Source organism: Cupriavidus agavae (assembly GCF_004217045.1).
Classification (GTDB): domain Bacteria; phylum Pseudomonadota; class Gammaproteobacteria; order Burkholderiales; family Burkholderiaceae; genus Cupriavidus; species Cupriavidus agavae.
Map to the genome: position 1 here is coordinate 39,622 of NZ_SGXM01000002.1, position 16,296 is coordinate 55,917.

The 16,296-nt window shown below is 69.0% G+C and carries 15 protein-coding genes; 9 read left to right on the forward strand and 6 right to left on the reverse strand.

The window, feature by feature from the left end; genetic code table 11:
- The first annotated feature begins 48 nt into the window (after nucleotides 1-48).
- Nucleotides 49-1,692, forward strand: coding sequence for a tyrosine-type recombinase/integrase (locus EV147_RS11340; protein ID WP_130391295.1), 1,644 nt, complete (start codon nucleotides 49-51; stop codon nucleotides 1,690-1,692).
- A 207-nt stretch (nucleotides 1,693-1,899) separates the two neighbouring features.
- Nucleotides 1,900-2,922 (forward strand): HAD family hydrolase, encoded by a 1,023-nt coding sequence (locus tag EV147_RS11345; RefSeq protein ID WP_235844689.1) that lies wholly within the window; start codon nucleotides 1,900-1,902, stop codon nucleotides 2,920-2,922.
- A 73-nt stretch (nucleotides 2,923-2,995) separates the two neighbouring features.
- Here EV147_RS11345 and EV147_RS11350 read toward each other — a convergent pair whose 3' ends face one another.
- Both EV147_RS11350 and EV147_RS11355 read right to left on the reverse strand, forming a co-directional pair.
- Nucleotides 2,996-3,952 carry a Bug family tripartite tricarboxylate transporter substrate binding protein gene (locus EV147_RS11350; RefSeq protein WP_130391297.1) on the reverse strand — a complete coding sequence of 319 codons (957 nt, stop codon included), beginning with the start codon at nucleotides 3,950-3,952 and terminating at the stop codon, nucleotides 2,996-2,998.
- Between the two features lie 26 nt (nucleotides 3,953-3,978).
- Nucleotides 3,979-5,115, reverse strand: coding sequence for an L-talarate/galactarate dehydratase (locus EV147_RS11355; protein WP_130391298.1), 1,137 nt, complete (start codon nucleotides 5,113-5,115; stop codon nucleotides 3,979-3,981).
- A gap of 274 nt (nucleotides 5,116-5,389) precedes the next feature.
- Here EV147_RS11355 and EV147_RS11360 point away from each other — a divergent pair, with 274 nt between their 5' ends.
- Nucleotides 5,390-6,385 (forward strand): LacI family DNA-binding transcriptional regulator, encoded by a 996-nt coding sequence (locus tag EV147_RS11360; RefSeq protein ID WP_130391299.1) that lies wholly within the window; start codon nucleotides 5,390-5,392, stop codon nucleotides 6,383-6,385.
- A 12-nt stretch (nucleotides 6,386-6,397) separates the two neighbouring features.
- Here the strand turns inward: EV147_RS11360 and EV147_RS11365 are convergent, their stop codons facing one another.
- Complete coding sequence (locus EV147_RS11365; RefSeq protein WP_130391300.1) at nucleotides 6,398-6,991, reverse strand: histidine phosphatase family protein; 594 nt, start codon at nucleotides 6,989-6,991, stop codon at nucleotides 6,398-6,400.
- A gap of 201 nt (nucleotides 6,992-7,192) precedes the next feature.
- Between EV147_RS11365 and EV147_RS11370 the strand changes: the two genes are divergently transcribed.
- The 5 genes from EV147_RS11370 to EV147_RS11390 all read left to right on the forward strand — a co-directional run bounded on the left by EV147_RS11370 (nucleotide 7,193) and on the right by EV147_RS11390 (nucleotide 12,045).
- Nucleotides 7,193-7,834: an FMN-binding negative transcriptional regulator gene (locus tag EV147_RS11370; RefSeq protein WP_130391301.1), complete on the forward strand. Its 642-nt coding sequence runs from the start codon at nucleotides 7,193-7,195 to the stop codon at nucleotides 7,832-7,834.
- Between the two features lie 612 nt (nucleotides 7,835-8,446).
- Complete coding sequence (locus EV147_RS11375) at nucleotides 8,447-9,529, forward strand: ABC transporter substrate-binding protein (protein ID WP_130391302.1); 1,083 nt, start codon at nucleotides 8,447-8,449, stop codon at nucleotides 9,527-9,529.
- A complete protein-coding gene (locus tag EV147_RS11380; RefSeq protein WP_130391303.1) occupies nucleotides 9,526-10,410 on the forward strand; it encodes an ABC transporter ATP-binding protein in 885 nt (294 codons plus the stop codon). The genes EV147_RS11375 and EV147_RS11380 overlap by 4 nt, the downstream gene beginning before the upstream one ends.
- Nucleotides 10,407-11,198, forward strand: coding sequence for an ABC transporter permease (locus EV147_RS11385; protein ID WP_130391304.1), 792 nt, complete (start codon nucleotides 10,407-10,409; stop codon nucleotides 11,196-11,198). The genes EV147_RS11380 and EV147_RS11385 overlap by 4 nt, the downstream gene beginning before the upstream one ends.
- Entirely contained in the window at nucleotides 11,191-12,045 is an 855-nt protein-coding gene (locus EV147_RS11390; RefSeq protein WP_130391305.1) for a type 2 periplasmic-binding domain-containing protein, read from the forward strand. The genes EV147_RS11385 and EV147_RS11390 overlap by 8 nt, the downstream gene beginning before the upstream one ends.
- Nucleotides 12,046-12,070: 25 nt before the next feature.
- On the opposite strand, the gene EV147_RS11395 is transcribed toward EV147_RS11390, so the two are convergent.
- A complete protein-coding gene (locus EV147_RS11395) occupies nucleotides 12,071-12,886 on the reverse strand; it encodes an SDR family NAD(P)-dependent oxidoreductase (RefSeq protein WP_130391306.1) in 816 nt (271 codons plus the stop codon).
- A gap of 140 nt (nucleotides 12,887-13,026) precedes the next feature.
- Here EV147_RS11395 and EV147_RS11400 point away from each other — a divergent pair, with 140 nt between their 5' ends.
- On the forward strand, nucleotides 13,027-13,983 hold the full coding sequence (locus tag EV147_RS11400) for a GlxA family transcriptional regulator (RefSeq protein ID WP_130391307.1): 957 nt from the start codon (nucleotides 13,027-13,029) through the stop codon (nucleotides 13,981-13,983).
- 8 nt (nucleotides 13,984-13,991) lie between these two features.
- Here EV147_RS11400 and EV147_RS11405 read toward each other — a convergent pair whose 3' ends face one another.
- A complete protein-coding gene (locus tag EV147_RS11405; protein ID WP_130391308.1) occupies nucleotides 13,992-14,558 on the reverse strand; it encodes a YcbK family protein in 567 nt (188 codons plus the stop codon).
- 26 nt (nucleotides 14,559-14,584) lie between these two features.
- Nucleotides 14,585-16,108 (reverse strand): L,D-transpeptidase family protein, encoded by a 1,524-nt coding sequence (locus tag EV147_RS11410; RefSeq protein WP_235844735.1) that lies wholly within the window; start codon nucleotides 16,106-16,108, stop codon nucleotides 14,585-14,587.
- Nucleotides 16,109-16,296 lie beyond the last annotated feature (188 nt).

Sequence of the window (16,296 nt, forward strand, 5' to 3'; positions counted from 1 at the left end):
GGGTATCATCGCGCCTTTCGTTTTTCCGCGCCTCGCTGCCGTCCCGCCTTGTCTGAAGCTGTATCCCGCGCCGGGACGCCCCTCCGCCGGCGCCAGCGCCCGCCTGTTGCACCGGCGCGCCAACTCGGTCCCCATCATTTCGCGTTCTATCGCGGCTACCTGCAAGGTCTCGATCCGGGCCGGCTCTCGGGCCGCTATCTGGGGCCGGGCCTCGACCTGCGCCAGGCCAGGTCGACGCTGGTCTGGATCGAGGATGAACTGGCACGCGGCGTCGGCCGGCTGGCCACGCGGCCCCGGCACGATGGCGAGGCGGCCTTGCTGACCGCACCGGCCTGGCTGGCACTGATCCACGGGCGGCCGCAGGAGACGGCGGCCGCGCGCCAGGCTCGCCAGCGCAAGCTGCTGCGCGCGCTCGACGCGCTCCAGCCGCTGCTGCTGGCGCGCCCCCAGCCCGGTGATGCCGTGGCGGGATGGTTCAGTCCGGCCGTGGCCGGCAAGCTCGACGCCGCCGGGTGGCCAACACTGGGCGTGCTGCAGGCGGCCATCGCCACCGCGCCGCGCCAATGGTTCCGGGGCGCGCACGGCATTGGCGCCGCCACGGCCCGGGCCATCGAGGCGTGGCTGCGCGGCCAGTCTTTCGACACGGCGGGGACCGGGCACGAGCCGGTGGCGCCGCTCGAAGCGCTTGCCCACGGCCCGGCAGCGGCCGACGCGGCAGCCATCGCCGAATGGCTGAACGGCCATGCCCCCGAGACCAGCCATACGTGGCGCGCCTATCGCTCGCAGGCCGAGCGCTTCCTGCTGTGGGTCGTGCATGCGCGAGGCAGGACGCTGGCCGACCTGGGCGCCGAGGACGGCGTCGCGTACCTGCATTTCCTCGCCGATCCGCAACCGGCCGCGCAATGGGTGGGCAAGCGCGGCACCCCGCGCGACCAGCCCGAGTGGCGGCCATTCGAGGGGCCGCTCTCGGCATCAAGTATTCGGCATGCGGCCAAAATCGTCAGAATGCTATGCGGATGGCTTGTGGCGACCGGCCGGATACCGGCCAACCCGTTCCATGCCGCCACGCAGCCGGCGCCTGCCGCCGCGCCCCGCATCGACGCCGCGCGTAGTTTCAGCGCCGCGCAGTGGCAGTACCTGAAGTCTTTCGTGGCCACGCTGCCGCCCGAAGACCCCCGTACGGTGCGCCTGCGGTTCATGTTCCGGCTACTCCATGCCACGGGGCTGCGGGTTTCGGAACAGGTCCGCGCGACGTTGGGCGATCTGCGGCCGGTCGGCGGCTGGGTGCTCGACGTGCCAGGCGCGCGGCCGCGCTCGATGGCCTTGCCCGAAACGGTGGTCGACGCGCTGCGCGACCATATGGAAGCGCGCGGTCTGGGGCGCGACATCGAGCGCCTGCCGCCCGCCACGCCGCTGATCGGGCGCGTGCGGGACGCCACGGGCGACGGCACGCTGTCGGTGGCGCAGATCTCGGCCATCTGGAAGCGCTGCTTCGCCCGGGCCGGCCTGGCACTGGCTGCCGACGATGCCGCCGGCGCCGCCCATCTGGCCCGCGCCAGCGCGCACTGGCTGCGCCACACGGCCGGCGCGCATGCGCTGGCGCGCGGCATGAGCCGCCAGGCCGTCCAGCGGCAACTGGGCCATGCGTCGATCGACACCACGGCGGCCTACGCGGACCCCGCGCTGCACTGAGGGCGGGCCCGCACGAAATCGTGCAGATCGCCCGCGAAAACATTGCATTCCCCTGGCGCTGGCGCGGCGGCCATACTTTGTGCCCGGTTTCCAACGATTGGAGTCGAGAGAATGGCTTTGTCAGCACGAAGGGAATCAGCCCGAAGGGAAGAGGCGCGAAGGGAAGAGGCACCGGCCCGGCTGCGCGTTGCCGTGGCGGCAGCGGCCATGTCGCTGGCCGTGGCGCTGGGCGGTTGCGCGTCGGGCACCCACCACGCAGATGCCCAGGCGCCCGGTGTTGCGGCCGGCGCGAACCAGCCGGCGCAGGCCAGCGCCGCCTTGCCCTCGTGGCGCGACGGCAAGGCGCGGCAGGCCATCGTGAGCTTTGTCGAGCGGGTGTCGAAGCCCGGCTCGCCGGACTTCGTGCCGCCCGCCGAGCGCATCGCCGTGTTCGACAACGACGGCACGCTCTGGAGCGAGCAGCCGATGTACTTCCAGTTCTTCTTCCTGCTCGACCAGGTGAAGGCTGCCGCGCCGCAGCATCCCGAGTGGAAGAACGATCCGGCCTTCAAGGCACTGATGGCCAACGACATCCCCGGCGCGCTGCGCGAGGAGAAGCGGCTGATGGCGCTGATCGCGCAGGTCAGCGGCGGCATGACGGTGGATGCCTACGACAAGATCATCCGCACATGGCTGGACCAGGCGCGCCATCCCACGCTGAAACGTCCCTATACCGAACTGGTCTACCAGCCGCAGCTGGAGCTGATGCGCTACCTGCGCGAGAAGGGCTTCAAGACCTTCATCGTGTCCGGCGGCACGCTCGAATTCATGCGGCCATGGTCGGAGCGCGTGTACGGCATTCCGCCAGAGCAGGTGGTGGGCTCGACCTACGGCATCACCTACGCGCTGCGCGACGGCCAGATGACACTGGTGCGCGGCCCCCGGCTCGAATTCAACAATGACGGCCCGGGCAAACCCGTGGGCATTTATCGGCACATCGGCAGGCGGCCGATCCTGGCGGTAGGCAACTCCGATGGCGATCTGGAAATGCTCCAGTACACGATGGCCGGTGCCGGGCCGCGCATGGCCGTGCTCGTGCATCACGACGACGCCCAGCGCGAGGTGGCCTACGACCGCAAGTCGAAGATCGGCACGCTCGACAAGGCGCTGGACGTTGCCAACGCGCGAGGCTGGACCGTGATCAGCATGCAGAAGGACTGGGCGCAGATCTTCCCGCCGGCGCAGCGCTGACGGCTGCGCTAAGCAAAGAAGCCCTCTCCCGGCCGGGAGAGGGCTTCTTGCATTGGCCGCAGGCCAGCGCGGCTTAGTCGGCCGTGATGTTGCCGGTCTGGATCACCTTCTTCCAGCGTGCGAACTCCGAGGCCTGGAACGCCGTGAACTGCTCCGGCGTATTGGCCACCACTTCGAAGCCCAGTTCGAGCAGCTTGGGCTTGACGGCCGGATCGTTCATCGCGGCCACGGTGGCGTTGTGCAGCTTGGCCTTGATATCGGCCGGCAGCCCCTTGGGCGCGGCAATGGCTTGCCACGAGTACACCGTCACCCCCTTGTAGCCCAGTTCCTCCATGGTCGGCACGTCCGGCAGGATCGGCGAGCGCTTGCTGCTGGTGATGGCCAGCGCGCGCAGCTTGCCGGCCTTCAGGTGCGGCACGGCGGTGTTGATGTTCATGAAGGTGGCATCCACCTGGCCGCCGAGCAGGTCATTCAGCGCCGGGGCGCCGCCCTTGTAGGGCACGTGGGTGCCGGTGGTGCTGGTCTGCTGCCAGAACAGTTCGGCGGTCAGGTGGTCGCTGGTGCCGTTGCCGGCCGAGGCGAACGTCATCTTGCCCGGATTGGCCTTCTCGAAGTTGATCACATCCTGCAGCGACTTGTGCGGCGACGCGACGGGCACGGCCAGCACGTTGGGCGCCTGCACGGCCACGCTGATGTAGTCGAAATCCTTGGTCGGATCGTAGCCGGCGGTCTTGGTCAGGTGCGGGCCAATCACGAACGGGCCCAGCGACGAGACGAACAGCGTGTAGCCGTCGGCCGGCGCACGCTTGGCCGCCGCCGCGCCGATCATGCCAGCCGCGCCCGGGCGGTTGTCCACCACGAAGCTGCCGCCAAACGTCTGCTGGAACTTCGCGCTCAGGATGCGGGCCACGTTGTCGGTGGAGCCGCCCGGCGGGAACGGCACGATCATCGTGACCGGCTTGTCGGGCCAGGCCGCATGGGCGCCGGCCATCGTGGCGCCCAGCAGCAGCGTTGCCAGAAGTTTCTTCATGGGTTGTCTCCTCTTGTGATGTTGGCTTATGCGTTGAAATCGGCCTGCTCGCGCGTCCAGGCGCGCGCCTGTTCGCTGACGGTCAGCCCCAGGCCGGGGCGGGTGGGCACCTTGATGCGGCCATTGCCGATCTCCAGGCGTTCGTTGAACAACGGTTCGAGCCAGTCGAAATGCTCGACCCAGGGCTCGCGCGGGTAGGCGGCGGCCAGATGGACGTGCAGTTCCATGGCGAAATGGGGGGCGATCATCAGTCCGGCATGGTCGGCCAGCGCGCAGACCTTCAGGAACGGCGTGATGCCGCCCACGCGCGGCGCGTCGGGCATCAGGTAGTCGGCGGCGCGGTGGCGGATCAGGTCCCAGTGCTCGGCGGCGCTGGTCAGCATCTCGCCGGTGGCGATCGGGGTGTCGAACTGCTGGGCCAGCGCGGCGTGGCCCTCGTGGTCGTAGGCGTCGAGCGGTTCCTCGATCCAGACCAGGTTGAAGGCCTCGAAGGTGCGGCACATGCGCTGCGCGGTGGGGCGGTCCCATTGCTGGTTGGCATCGACCATCAGCGGCACGGCGTCACCAAGCTTCTCGCGCACGGCGGACACGCGCTGGATATCGATCTTGCCGTCCGGCTGGCCCACCTTGAGCTTGATGCCGCCGATGCCGCGCTCCACCGAGGCGGCGGCGTTGACCAGCAGTTGATCGAGCGGCGTGTGCAGGAAGCCGCCCGAGGTGTTGTAGCAGCGCACGGAATCGCGGTGCGAACCCAGCAGTTTGGACAGGGACAAACCGGCGCGCTTGGCCTTGAGATCCCACAGCGCCACGTCGAATGCGCCGATGGCCTGCGTCGACAGGCCGCTGCGGCCCACCGAGGCGCCGGCCCAGCAGAGCTTGTCCCAGAGCTTGGCAATATCGCTCGGGTCCTCGCCGATCAGCGTCGGGGCGATCTCGCGGGCGTGGGCGAACTGGCCGGGGCCGCCGGCGCGCTTGGAATAGCTGAAACCCAGCCCTTCGTGCCCGTTCGCGGTACGGATCTCGGCGAACAGGATCGCCACCTCGGTCATCGGCTTCTGGCGGCCGGTCAGCACCTTGGCGTCGCTGATCGGCGTGGCCAGCGGCAAGTAGCAGGACGAGAGGCGGATGGCGGTGATGGCGTCGGCGGCAGGCGTCTGGGTCATTGGATTCGATACTTCCGTTTGGCGATGCCGAAGACTTCTGACATCGTATGACATCGTTGTCAAAAATGGCCGGAGACCGGCCGGAATGGCGTTGCTATAATGCGGCCCCTTGCAGCCTCCCCGAGGCTGCTGCAGCGCACAAGCCACGGCAACGCGCCGTGCTCTGCCGCCCCGGGTGCAAGCCGGCGAGACAGCAGGTGCGAAGAATGCTAACGTTGTCATTTTGGTCGGTCAACTGCTATCGCAGCACTTGGCCTCATCGTTTACCCGCAACATGTCAGAACCTTCCGGCGGCAAGTCCGTCACGCTGCACGATGTGGCCCGCGAGGCCGGGGTCTCGCTGATCACCGCGTCGCGCGCGCTCAGCAATCCCGGCCTGGTGTCGGCCAAGACCATCGCCCGCGTCCAGCAGGCCGTGGAGACCACCGGCTACATCCCGAACCTGCTGGCGGGCGGGCTCAAGTCGCGCCGCAGCCTGACCGTGGCGGCGCTGGTGCCCAACATCGCCGTGGCGCAGTTCATCCCCACGGTCAAGGCACTGACCGATGCGCTCGACGCGGCCGGCTACCAGCTGATCCTCGGCCAGACCGGCTACGACCACGCGCGGGAAGAGGCCCTGCTGGGCACGATGATCAGCCGCCGCCCGGACGGGATCGTGGTGACGGGGCTGGTCCACGCGCAGGCGTCGCGCGACCGGCTGCGGCGCTCCGGCATTCCCGTGGTGGAAACCTGGGATCTCAGCGACCGGCCCGTGGACATGGCCGTGGGCTTCTCGCACCTCAAGGTGGGCAGCGCAGTGGCCGGGTACTTTCTGGGCAAGGGGTGGCGGCGTTTCGGCATCGCCACCGGCGACGATCACCGGGCGGCGGTGCGCCGCGAAGGGTTCCTGTCGACGCTCGGGCACGAGGTGCCCACGGTGCGCGTGCCGTCGCCAAGCAGCCTGGGGCTGGGCCGGCAGGCGCTGCGCGACCTGCTGGCGCTGGACCCGGGCATCGAGGCCGTGTTCTGCAGCTCGGACCAACTGGCGCAGGGCGTCATGGAAGAGGCCCGCGCGCGCGGCCTGCGCGTGCCGCAGGACCTTGCCATCTGCGGCTTCGGCGACGCGGACTTCGCGGCCGACATGGCGCCCGCGCTGACCACCGTGCAGATCGACGGGGCCGGGATCGGCCGGCTGGCGGCGGATCTGGTACTGGCGCGCTGCCGGGGCGAGGCGGTCAGCGCGCCGGTGGTGGACGTGGGGTTCCGGGTGGTGGAGCGGGGGTCGACCTGAGTGGATCGGCGCTCAACCGCCGGATTCGAGCGCCGGAAACTCCGTCACGCGCCGGGTACCGCCCCGGGCTGGCAGTTCGATCAAGGCTCCGCCGGCGCTCTCCGCGCCAAGGCCGGTCAGCGCCGTGATGACCACCTGATGGGTCACGAGCAGGTAGGGCCCGCCGCGCGGGTCGAGGCCATCGATGTAGCGCGACAGCTTGTCGGTCTGGGCGTCTTTCGTCGCGCGATCCGTGTTGAAGAACGAGTTCAGCAGCGGTTCGGTGCGCACGGGGCCAAGGTCCATCAGGCGGGCGGTGTCCTGGCAGCGGCACCAGGCGCTGCTGGCCACGAGCGTGGGCCGGAAGCCGGCTGCTTTCAGGCGCTGGCCCAGCAGTTTCGCCTGGCTGCGGCCCTGCGCATCGAGGTTGCGCTGCGTGGCGCAGTCACCGGCCTTGAAGTTGCCGGGGTCGCCGACGCCCGGTGCGCGGGCGTGCCGGAGCATCAGCACGGTGTCCGGACGCCGCAATGCCGTCGTTAGCGCGGCGGTCTGCGCGCTGGCTGGCCTGAACACCAGGGTCAGCCACGCGGCGGGCAGGGCGCAGATCAGGTGACGGCGGCTTGGCATGGCGAGACTCCATCGCTAGGGCGTTCTTCACGATAGGCGATGACCGGGCCCGGCACTTGGCAGATCGGACGTGCTGGACGGACGCGCCATGGCAATCCGGCGGGAAAGTGATCTGGTGAATCTGCCGCAAACTGGCTCTTTCCGCCCAGCCAGTTCGGCTCGACAATGGCTTGTCCCCAGAATCGACAAGCCGCTCACGCCATGTACATCCCCGCCCATTTCGAGATGGCCTCGCCCGAGGCCATGCACGCCCTGATCGCCAGCCATCCGTTCGGCACGCTGGTCACCCGTGGGAAAGCCGGCCTCGACGCCAACCATATCCCGTTCGAACTGGAAGCCGGGCATGGCCCCCACGGCCTGCTCAAGGCCCACGTGGCGCGCGCCAATCCGGTCTGGCAGGACGTGGCCAACGGCGCCGAAGTGCTGGTCATCTTCCGCGCGGGCGACGCCTATATTTCGCCCAACTGGTACCCGAGCAAGCACGAGGCGCACAAGCAGGTGCCGACGTGGAACTACCAGGTGGTGCATGCACACGGCCGGATCACGATCCACGACGACGAGCGCTACGTGCGCGGCGTGGTGGCCCGGCTCACCCGCACCCACGAAGCCACCCAACCGCGCCCGTGGCGCATGTCGGACGCCCCCGCCGACTTCCTCGACACGCTGCTGCAGTCCATCGTCGGCATCGAAATCGAGATCACCCGGCTCGAAGGCAAGTCGAAACTCGGCCAGCACAAGGAGGCCCGCGATATCCGCGGACCGGGCGAGGCGCTGGTGGCGCTGGGCAACCGGGAGATCGGGGAGGCGATGCTGGAGAGGGCGGGAGAAAAGGAGCAGGGATAACGCCACGTCGAACCGCGTTCGCCTCAACCGAAAAACCCAACTCGCAACGGCCGCGAGAAAGACTGCGCTTCGTCGGTCCAGCCTTCCAGCTCCGCGCATCTGACCCGGAATGCCACGGTCCCCCCTGCCTCCACCTGCAGGAGCCGGCACCCCGTGCCAGCCTTCACTACCGCTGAAGGAGCGCCGTGAGCATTCAGGGTGTCCAGGGGTGTCGGATACAGCGGGACGGCAACAAGCGTTGTCCGTCCCCTGATGTCGATCGTAAGTCCGGCGGCCCATGCACCAAGCAGCGCAAGCGCGGCGACGCTCACCAGTGCCACCACCATTGTCTTACCAGTTAGCGGACGCGCCACCTTGATAGCCCTTGTTGTAAAAGCGGCGTTCGACCAGCCGCAACCTAAAATCCTCAACCCTAGGCAGTAACCCTCTGCATGCCCATCGGATAACCCTGAACAACGCCCCTGCTTTGCGATCGCGCAAAGAAAGCGCGCGGACAGGGCCCACCATCCACCCAATATCGATAGTCAAAAGTCTTCGTTGTTGCCTCATGCGGCCGTTCGTAATACTGCGGGCTGGCATTGCATCCATCACACAACCAGAAGACTGTTGACCATGGCCCTGACTGACCTTACGCCGGCGCTGCGCCGGGAAACCCTTGCGCCCGGGCGTCGTGGCGCGTTGCGGCGGATTGCCGGGCTGGCGGCGGCCGGCAGTGTGGGGCCGTTGCTGGCCGCCTGCTCGCGCGGTGACGAGGCGGCTGCGGCCAAGGGGCCGGCGGCGCCGGCGGTGATTGGCAAGGCGGGGGACAAGGTCAGTTTCAAGTATCCGGACAATCCCACCTTCGATCTGGTCTATCTGGCTGACCAGCTTGGCTATTTCGAGGGTACCAATACCCGCCCGAGCTACATCGGCAAGGTGGCGGCGCCGCAGATCATTCCGCTGACGGGTACGGGCGAGATCGATTTTGGCTCGCGGATGGTGCCGCTGGTGATTTCGGCGGTGGCCAGCGGGGCAGACCTGAAGGTGGTGGCGGCCGGCAACAAGACGCTGCAGGACGCGCCGCACATGAAGTATTTCGTGCGCAAGGACTCGGGCATCCGGGGGGCGAAGGATCTGGAAGGCAAGACGGTCGGGATCAACAGCTTCGGGGCGTGCGCCGAGTTCGTGACCAAGACGTTCCTGCGCCAGAAGGGCGTGGACGTCAGCAAGATCAACTTCGTGGTGATCCCGGACGACCAGGCCGAGCAGACGCTGGCCACGGGCAACACCGACCTGGCGATCATCCACGCGCCGTTCTCGGGCCGCGCCGACCATGCCGAGAAGCTGACGCGCCTGTGGAGCGATTTCGACCTCGACGGCGGGCTGGGTGGCATGCAGCCGTACAGCGTGCATGGCAAGTTCCTGCGCCAGCATCCCGAGAACGTGCGCGACGTGGTGACCGCGCTGGCCAAGGCTGCCAACTGGGTCAACCAGAACCCCGAGGAAGCGCGCAAGCTGGTGTCCAAACGGATCAACCTGCAACTGGACTACGTGGACCGCTACGCCTACGTGGACAACCTCGTGGTGACGGAGCCGCCGATCCAGTACTACATCGATGTGCTCGAAGCCGAGGGCAAGCTGGCCAAAGGGAAGGTCGCCGCGCGCGACATCTATACGAACGAGTTCAACCCGTTTGCCCAGGCGAGCCGCGCATGAGCCACAAGATCGCGGCGCGCGGCGTGACGATGGACTACGCGGTGCGCAATGAGGCGGGGCGGGCCGATACGGTATCCGTACTGCGCGAGTTCGACCTCGATATCCGCGAGGGCGAGTTCCTGTCCATCCTGGGGCCGTCCGGCTGCGGCAAGTCGACGTTCCTGAGCATCCTGGCCGGGCTGACCGAGCGCACGGGCGGCAGTATCGCCATCGACGGCGAGCCGTTGCGCGGTATCCACCCCGCGCAGGGCGTGGTGTTCCAGGGCTACGCGCTGTTTCCGTGGCGCACGGTGCTCGAAAACATCGAGGTCGGGCTGGAAATCCGCGGCGTGGCGAAAGCCCGGCGGCGCGAGATCGCGCAGGAGTACCTGGAGCTGGTGGGGCTGCACGGCTTCGGCCAGCGGTATCCGCACGAGATCTCGGGCGGGATGAAGCAGCGCGTGGCGATTGCCCGCTCGCTGGCGTATCAGCCCGAGGTGCTGCTGATGGACGAGCCGTTCGCCGCGCTCGACGCCCAGACGCGCGAAATCCTCCAGGGCGAGCTGCTGCGCATCTGGGAGCAGCGCCGCAAGACCATCGTCTTCATCACGCACAGCCTGGACGAGGCGATCTTCCTGTCGGACCGCATCGCCGTGATGACGCGCCGGCCGGGCACGATCAAGCAGATCATCGACGTGCGGCTGCCGCGTCCGCGCGCCCCCGAAGTGCGCAACAGCGAGGCGTTCGTGCGGCTGCGCCAGCAGGCGTGGGACATCCTCAAGGACGAGGTGCAGTTTGCCAACCCGGCCGCCGTGCCGCGTCCGCTGGGTGCCACGGCCAATCCGGGCGAGCGACTGCATGGCGAGCCGGCGGGGCGTGACATCGCCAGGGTGGCGCCATGAGCCGCCACCAGTCGGCCTGGTCCGGCCTTGGGGACCGCGCGCTTGGCCTGCTCGGCATCGTGGGCTTCCTGCTGCTGTGGGAGCTGGTGCCGCGCCTGGGCATCGTCAGCGATGCCTACCTGAGCCCGCCGTCGCAGATCATCGTGACGATCTGGGATCTGGTCAGCAGCGGCACGCTGTTCAGGCATCTGTTCGCCAGCCTGCAGCGTTCGCTGTTCGGACTGCTGTCGGCCATCGGGCTGGGCGTGGTGCTGGGCCTGCTGATGGGCTGGTTCACGCGCTTCGAGGCCATCGTCGATCCGATCCTGCAACTGTTCCGGCAGACCTCGGCGTTTGCGCTGTTCCCGGTCTTCATCCTGTTCCTGGGTATCGGCGAAACCTCGAAGGTGGCCATCATCTTCTGGGCGTCGTTCTGGCCGGTGCTGCTGAGCACGATCAGCGGCGTCAAGCAGGTGGACCGGCTGCTGATCGATTCGGCCCGGTCGATGGGCGCCAACCGGCTGTTCGTGTTCCGCAAGGTGGTGCTGCCGGCGGCCTCGCCGTCGATCTTCACGGGCGTGCGGCTGGCCGGCACGTACTGCATCACGGCGCTGGTGGCCGCCGAGATGATCGGCGCCCATTCGGGCCTCGGGTTTCTGACGCTGAACTCGCAGGAGGTGTTCCAGATCCCCACGATGTACGCGGGCATCCTGCTGCTGGCGTTGCTGGGGCTGGCGCTGAACTACGTGCTGGCGCGGATCGAGCGCCGCCTGACGCGCTGGCGCAAGGGGCTGACGCTCAATGCCTAGCCGGTGGTCACCGCGCCATGCGGCGCTGGCGGGCGGGTGGCTGGCCGCGTGCGCGCTGGCATCGGTCGTCGCCTATGCCATGGCCCGCGTGCCCGGGCCCGGTCCGGTGCTGGCGGCGGCGCAGGCGCGCGGCACGCTCGTGGTGGGGGTGCGGCAGTACGCGCGCCCGGCACCGCCCAAGGCGCCGAGCGCGCCGGAGCCCGACCATTTCGACGTGGCGGCGGCGCAGTTCCTGGCGGACCGGCTTGGCGTGGGGCTGCGGGTAGTGGGGCTGCCCGGCGAGCCGGGGTCGGCGCGATGGCAGGCGGCGGCCGGCGGCGTGGATCTGGTCGTGGCCGGGGCCACGGCATCCCCGGCGCCCAGGGCGGTGCCGTCGCCCTATGCCACGGGCGGGGCGGCGTTGCTGGTGCTGCGCGGCAGCCGGTATCGGCGCGCGGAAGAACTGCGCGGGCAGCCAGTGTGCGTGGCGCAGGGCAGCCCCTACGCGGCCGGGTTGGCGAGCGCGGCGGGCACGGTACCGAAGGTTTATGCGTCGTCGATCCGTGCCGCCAGCGGCTTCCTGGCCGGCGAGTGCCAGGCGCTGGCCGACGACGAACCGGTCATCGCCCGTCTCGGCACGCTCCCCGAGTGGCGCTTCTATCGTGCGCTGCCCGGAACCATCGAGGCCGACGCGGATGGGGCGCGGATCGTCCTGTCCTCGCCCGACAGCCAGTCAGCGGCGTGGCTCGACCGCGCCGTGGCCGACTGGCGCCGGCACGGCGCGCTGGACCGCGCCCGCGCCCAACGCGCCGGCGACGTGGCATACGAGGCCAGCCAGCTGCAGGACGGGCTGGTCTGCCACTCCTGAAGCTTCCTGAAGCTGGCGGCGTCTGTCAGCCACCCTGACCGAGGTAGCGCGGCGCCGGCGTGTTCCGGGACAGCACCCCGGCCATTGCCTGCCGGGCCGCCTCGTACGCCTGCCAGTGTTCCACCGCGTGCAGCGACGGGATCGTGATCAGTTCGCCCCGGTCGAAGCCCACCAGTGCCGCATCGACCATATCGGCCGCCGGCATCACGATGGCTGGGTCCAGGTGTTCCACGGCCAGCCCGCCGGTTTCCCAGAAGTCGGTGGCGGTGGCGCCGGGCAGCACTGCCTGCACGCGCACGCCCTTGGCCGCCAGCTCGTGGTGCAGCGACTGGCTGAACGCCTGCACGAACGCCTTGCTGCCGCCGTAGACGCCGTTGAGCACTTCCGGCGCGATGCTGACGATCGACGCGATGTTGATGATGGCGCCCGTGCCGCGTGCCACGAAGCCCGGCACGGCGGCATAGGTCAGCCGCGTCAGCGCGGTGACGTTCAGTTCGATCATGCGTGTCATCTGCTCCACATCGCTGTCTAGCAGCGGCGTGTGCGTGCCGACGCCGGCGTTGTTGACCAGCAGCGTGATGCTGGCATCGTCGCGCAGCTTGGCCTCCACGGTGGCCAGCGAGGCGCGGTCGTTGAGGTCGGCGGGCAGTACTTCGACGGCGCGGCCGGTGGCGTCGCTGAGGCGGGCGGCCAGCGTGTCGAGTTTGGCGCGGTTGCGGGCCACGAGAATCAGGTCATGGCCGCGCCGGGCGAGGCGCTCGGCATACAGGGCGCCGATGCCCGACGAGGCACCGGTGACCAGTGCCGTACCCAGGTGCTGCGCGTTGGTGTGCTGCGTCATGATGTGTGCTCCATGCGGTGAGGGGTTCGGATGCGTCGCATCCATGTCAGGCATGGTAGGCCCCGGCGCCGATGACCGAAATGACGTATATAGTTATGTTTCAGGACATCGGTGTTTCAATGTGACGGAAGGGGGGCGGCATGCACCGCGTGGGATTTCTGTTGATGGACGGCTTCCAGGTCATGGCGCTGGCGGCCCAGACGGTCTTCGAGTACACCAACAAGGCCGTGGGCGAGGACGTGTACCGGATCGACAGCTATTCGGTAGGCGGCGGGCTGGTGCGCTCATCGCTGGGCATGGCGGTCGAGACGCGTGCCGCCAGCCCGCGCGTGGCGATCGATACTTGGGTACTGGGTGGCGTGGGTGACCCGCTCGCCAATCCAACGCCGGCGCCGGTCCTGGACTTCGTGCGCCATGCGGCGCCGCGTGCACGCCGGGTGGCGTCGATCTGTACCGGCGCCTTCGTCCTGGCCGAGGCCGATCTGCTCGACGGCCGGCGCGCCACCACGCACTGGGCCTTCGCGCCGGCCATGCAGCGATTGCACCCCGGGATTCGCGTGGAGGAAGACCGCATCCATATCGTGGACGGCCCGATGTGGACGTCGGCGGGCATGACGGCCGGGCTGGACCTGGCGCTGGCGATGGTGGAGAAGGATCTGGGTGCCGAGACGGCGCGCTCGGTGGCGCACAAGCTGGTCATGCCGCAGCGCCGCGCGGGCGGACAGTCGCAGCATTCGGAGCTGCTGGCGCTGGCGCCGAAATCGGACCGCATCCAGAGCGCGCTCGACTACGCGCGCAAGAACCTGGGCGGGCCGCTGAGCGTGGAGGATCTGGCGGCGGCCGTGCACCTGAGTCCACGCCAGTTCAGCCGGGTCTTTACGGCCGAGACTGGCCAGCCGCCAGCCAAGGCTATCGAACGGCTCCGGCTGGAGGCCGCCCGCATGATGATCGAGCAGAGCCGGCATCCGCTCGACGTGGTGGCGCAGGAGACCGGTTTCCGGGACCGGCGGCACCTGCGCGAAGCCTTTGTGCGCGGTTTCGGGCTGCCGCCTCAGGCGGTACGGCGCGCGGCGCGCGGCAGCACATCAGCCCGATAGACCGCGCCTCACCCCCAGCGCCGCACCCGACCCGTATCGATATGGATGAAGTTGTCAGACTTGTAGAAGCCGACGCCGCCCGCCTGGAGTGACTCGGCCGCATCGCGCAGGTCCGCCAGTGCCACGCCGGGCAGCCGGATGTCGATGGCCATGCCGTCCATGTGCAGGCTGCGCCTGGCCACGCCGCCGGCGCGGGTGCGGCGCAGGCGGTCGTTGGTGGCCGGGCAGCGATAGCCCGAAATCACCTGGAACGGCTGGTCGGATTTCACTTCCTGGCGCAGGGCGAACAGCACGCCGAACAGCGTCGGATCGATCTGGCCCACCGTGCCCGAGTAATGGTCACGCAGGAAGTGGTTGAGCGATTGCTGGGCCTGCGGCAGGACATCGTCGCCGCGGGCGAAGACCAGCGACAGGTGCTCGCCGGTGTGGGTGTGGTCGAAGGACAGCGAGCGGGCGTCGGGGCCGATGGCTGCCAGGGCGGCACGCGGTGCCATCGCCGAGAGCCCTGCACCCAGCGCGATGGCGCTGGCGCGATGCAAAAAACGGCGACGGTGAAGGGTGCTGGTGTCGGACATGGAAACTCTTACAACGGATGCGGCATTCAGGAAGGCCGGTCGGCGGGGCGAGGGCCAGCGCGTTGCCGCAGCGCCTGGTCCAGCAGCTTGTCCTGACCGTAAATATCAGGCACGAAGTATACCCGTCCGTCGGCGCGTGCGATGGCCGTGCCGTACGCCAGCACCACCGGGATCGGCGGCTGCAGCGAGACGGTCTTCGACTTGCCAGCCGTCATTGCCTCACGGATACGCGGCTCGGTCCATTCGGGCATCCCCTGCATGACGAACTTTGCCAGTTGCACAGGCTCCTCCACGCGGATGCAGCCGTGGCTGAAATCGCGCCGGCCCCGGTTGAACAACTGCGGCGACGGCGTGTGGTGCAGGTAGATGGCCTGGTTGTTCGGGAACACGAACTTGATATCGCCCAGCGCATTGAGCGGGCCCGGACGCTGGCGGATGCGCGCCTGGCCGTTCAGCACCGCGTCGATGTTGGCCTGGCTGACCGATGCGCTGGCCTGGTTGCCCGAGACGAACTCGAAACCCTGGCGGCCCAGGTAGGCCGGATCGCGCTGCAGCTTCGGGATGATTTCCTTCCTGGCGATCGATGACGGCACGTTCCAGTACGGGCTGAACTCGATGTAGCGCATGTCCCCGGCGAACAGCGGCGTGCGGGTGTCGAGCGCCTTGCCGACGATCACCTTCATTTCCAGCTTGATGTCGAGCTTGCCGCCGTTCTCGGGTTGGTACTCATAGGCGCGCAGCACGAATTCGGGAACATTGACCACGATCATGCGCGGCCCCTCGGCCAGTGGCGTCCAGCGGGCGCGTTCCATGGTCAGTTCGATCTGCTTGACCCGCGCGGCGGGCGACACATTGAGCTGCGCGAGCGTGCCGGCGCCAATCACGCCATCGGCATCGAGCGCGTGGCGGGCCTGGAATGCCTTGACCGCCGCGACCAGCGCGCCTTCGTAGCGGGCCGGCACCGGCGTGCCCCCGGGCAGGTCGCCGAGCGCTGCAAGGCGCTGGGCAAGTTGCGGCAGCCCCTTCCAGGGCTGGCCCGCCACAAGTTTGCTGCCGGGCAGCGGCGGCAGCGCGGTCTGCCAGTAGGGCAGGTCGGCCAATGTGCGGTAGCGCGCCAGCGCCTCGCGCAGCGTGCCGTAGAGTGGGAACGTGGGCGCGGCCGCGTGCAGGCCCTCGGCGAGCCGGTTGGCGGCCATGGCGTTGCGCAGATAGGCCTCGGCGTCGAACGGCGTGGGCGTGCGGCTGGCGAAGTTCGACTGGACCTTGCGCGGGTCGATCCGGCCGGTGTGCAGGTCCCTGAGGTAGCGCGTCATCGCGGCGGTCAGCGCGGTGTCGAAGGTCTTCATGCCTTCGGCGGACGGGGCGGGGCCGCCGATGGCCTGGGCCAGCGTGCGCTGGAGCGCGGCGGCGTTGTAGTCGGCAGGGTCGAGGCCGTCGGCACTGGCGCCGGCCAGCGTCTTCACCGCGGCTTGCGCCGCCTGCGAGGGGCGCCCGTCCACCAGCCACAGCGGTGCCGGCGGCGCGGGCGGGGCCGAAGCCGCCACGGGCATCGACGCACCGGCCTGGGCCCAGGCACCGGCGGCGGCGCACAGCAGCAGCGTCCCGGTCAGACGGCGCAGCGCGAGGGCGAGCACGGGTTTGGATGCGCCTGCCGCACGGCGCGCGGGACGGGTGCCGGAGGTCTTTCGGGCAACGTTGGCTTGGTGTGCAACAGTCATCGGCATGGCGTCGAAAAGAG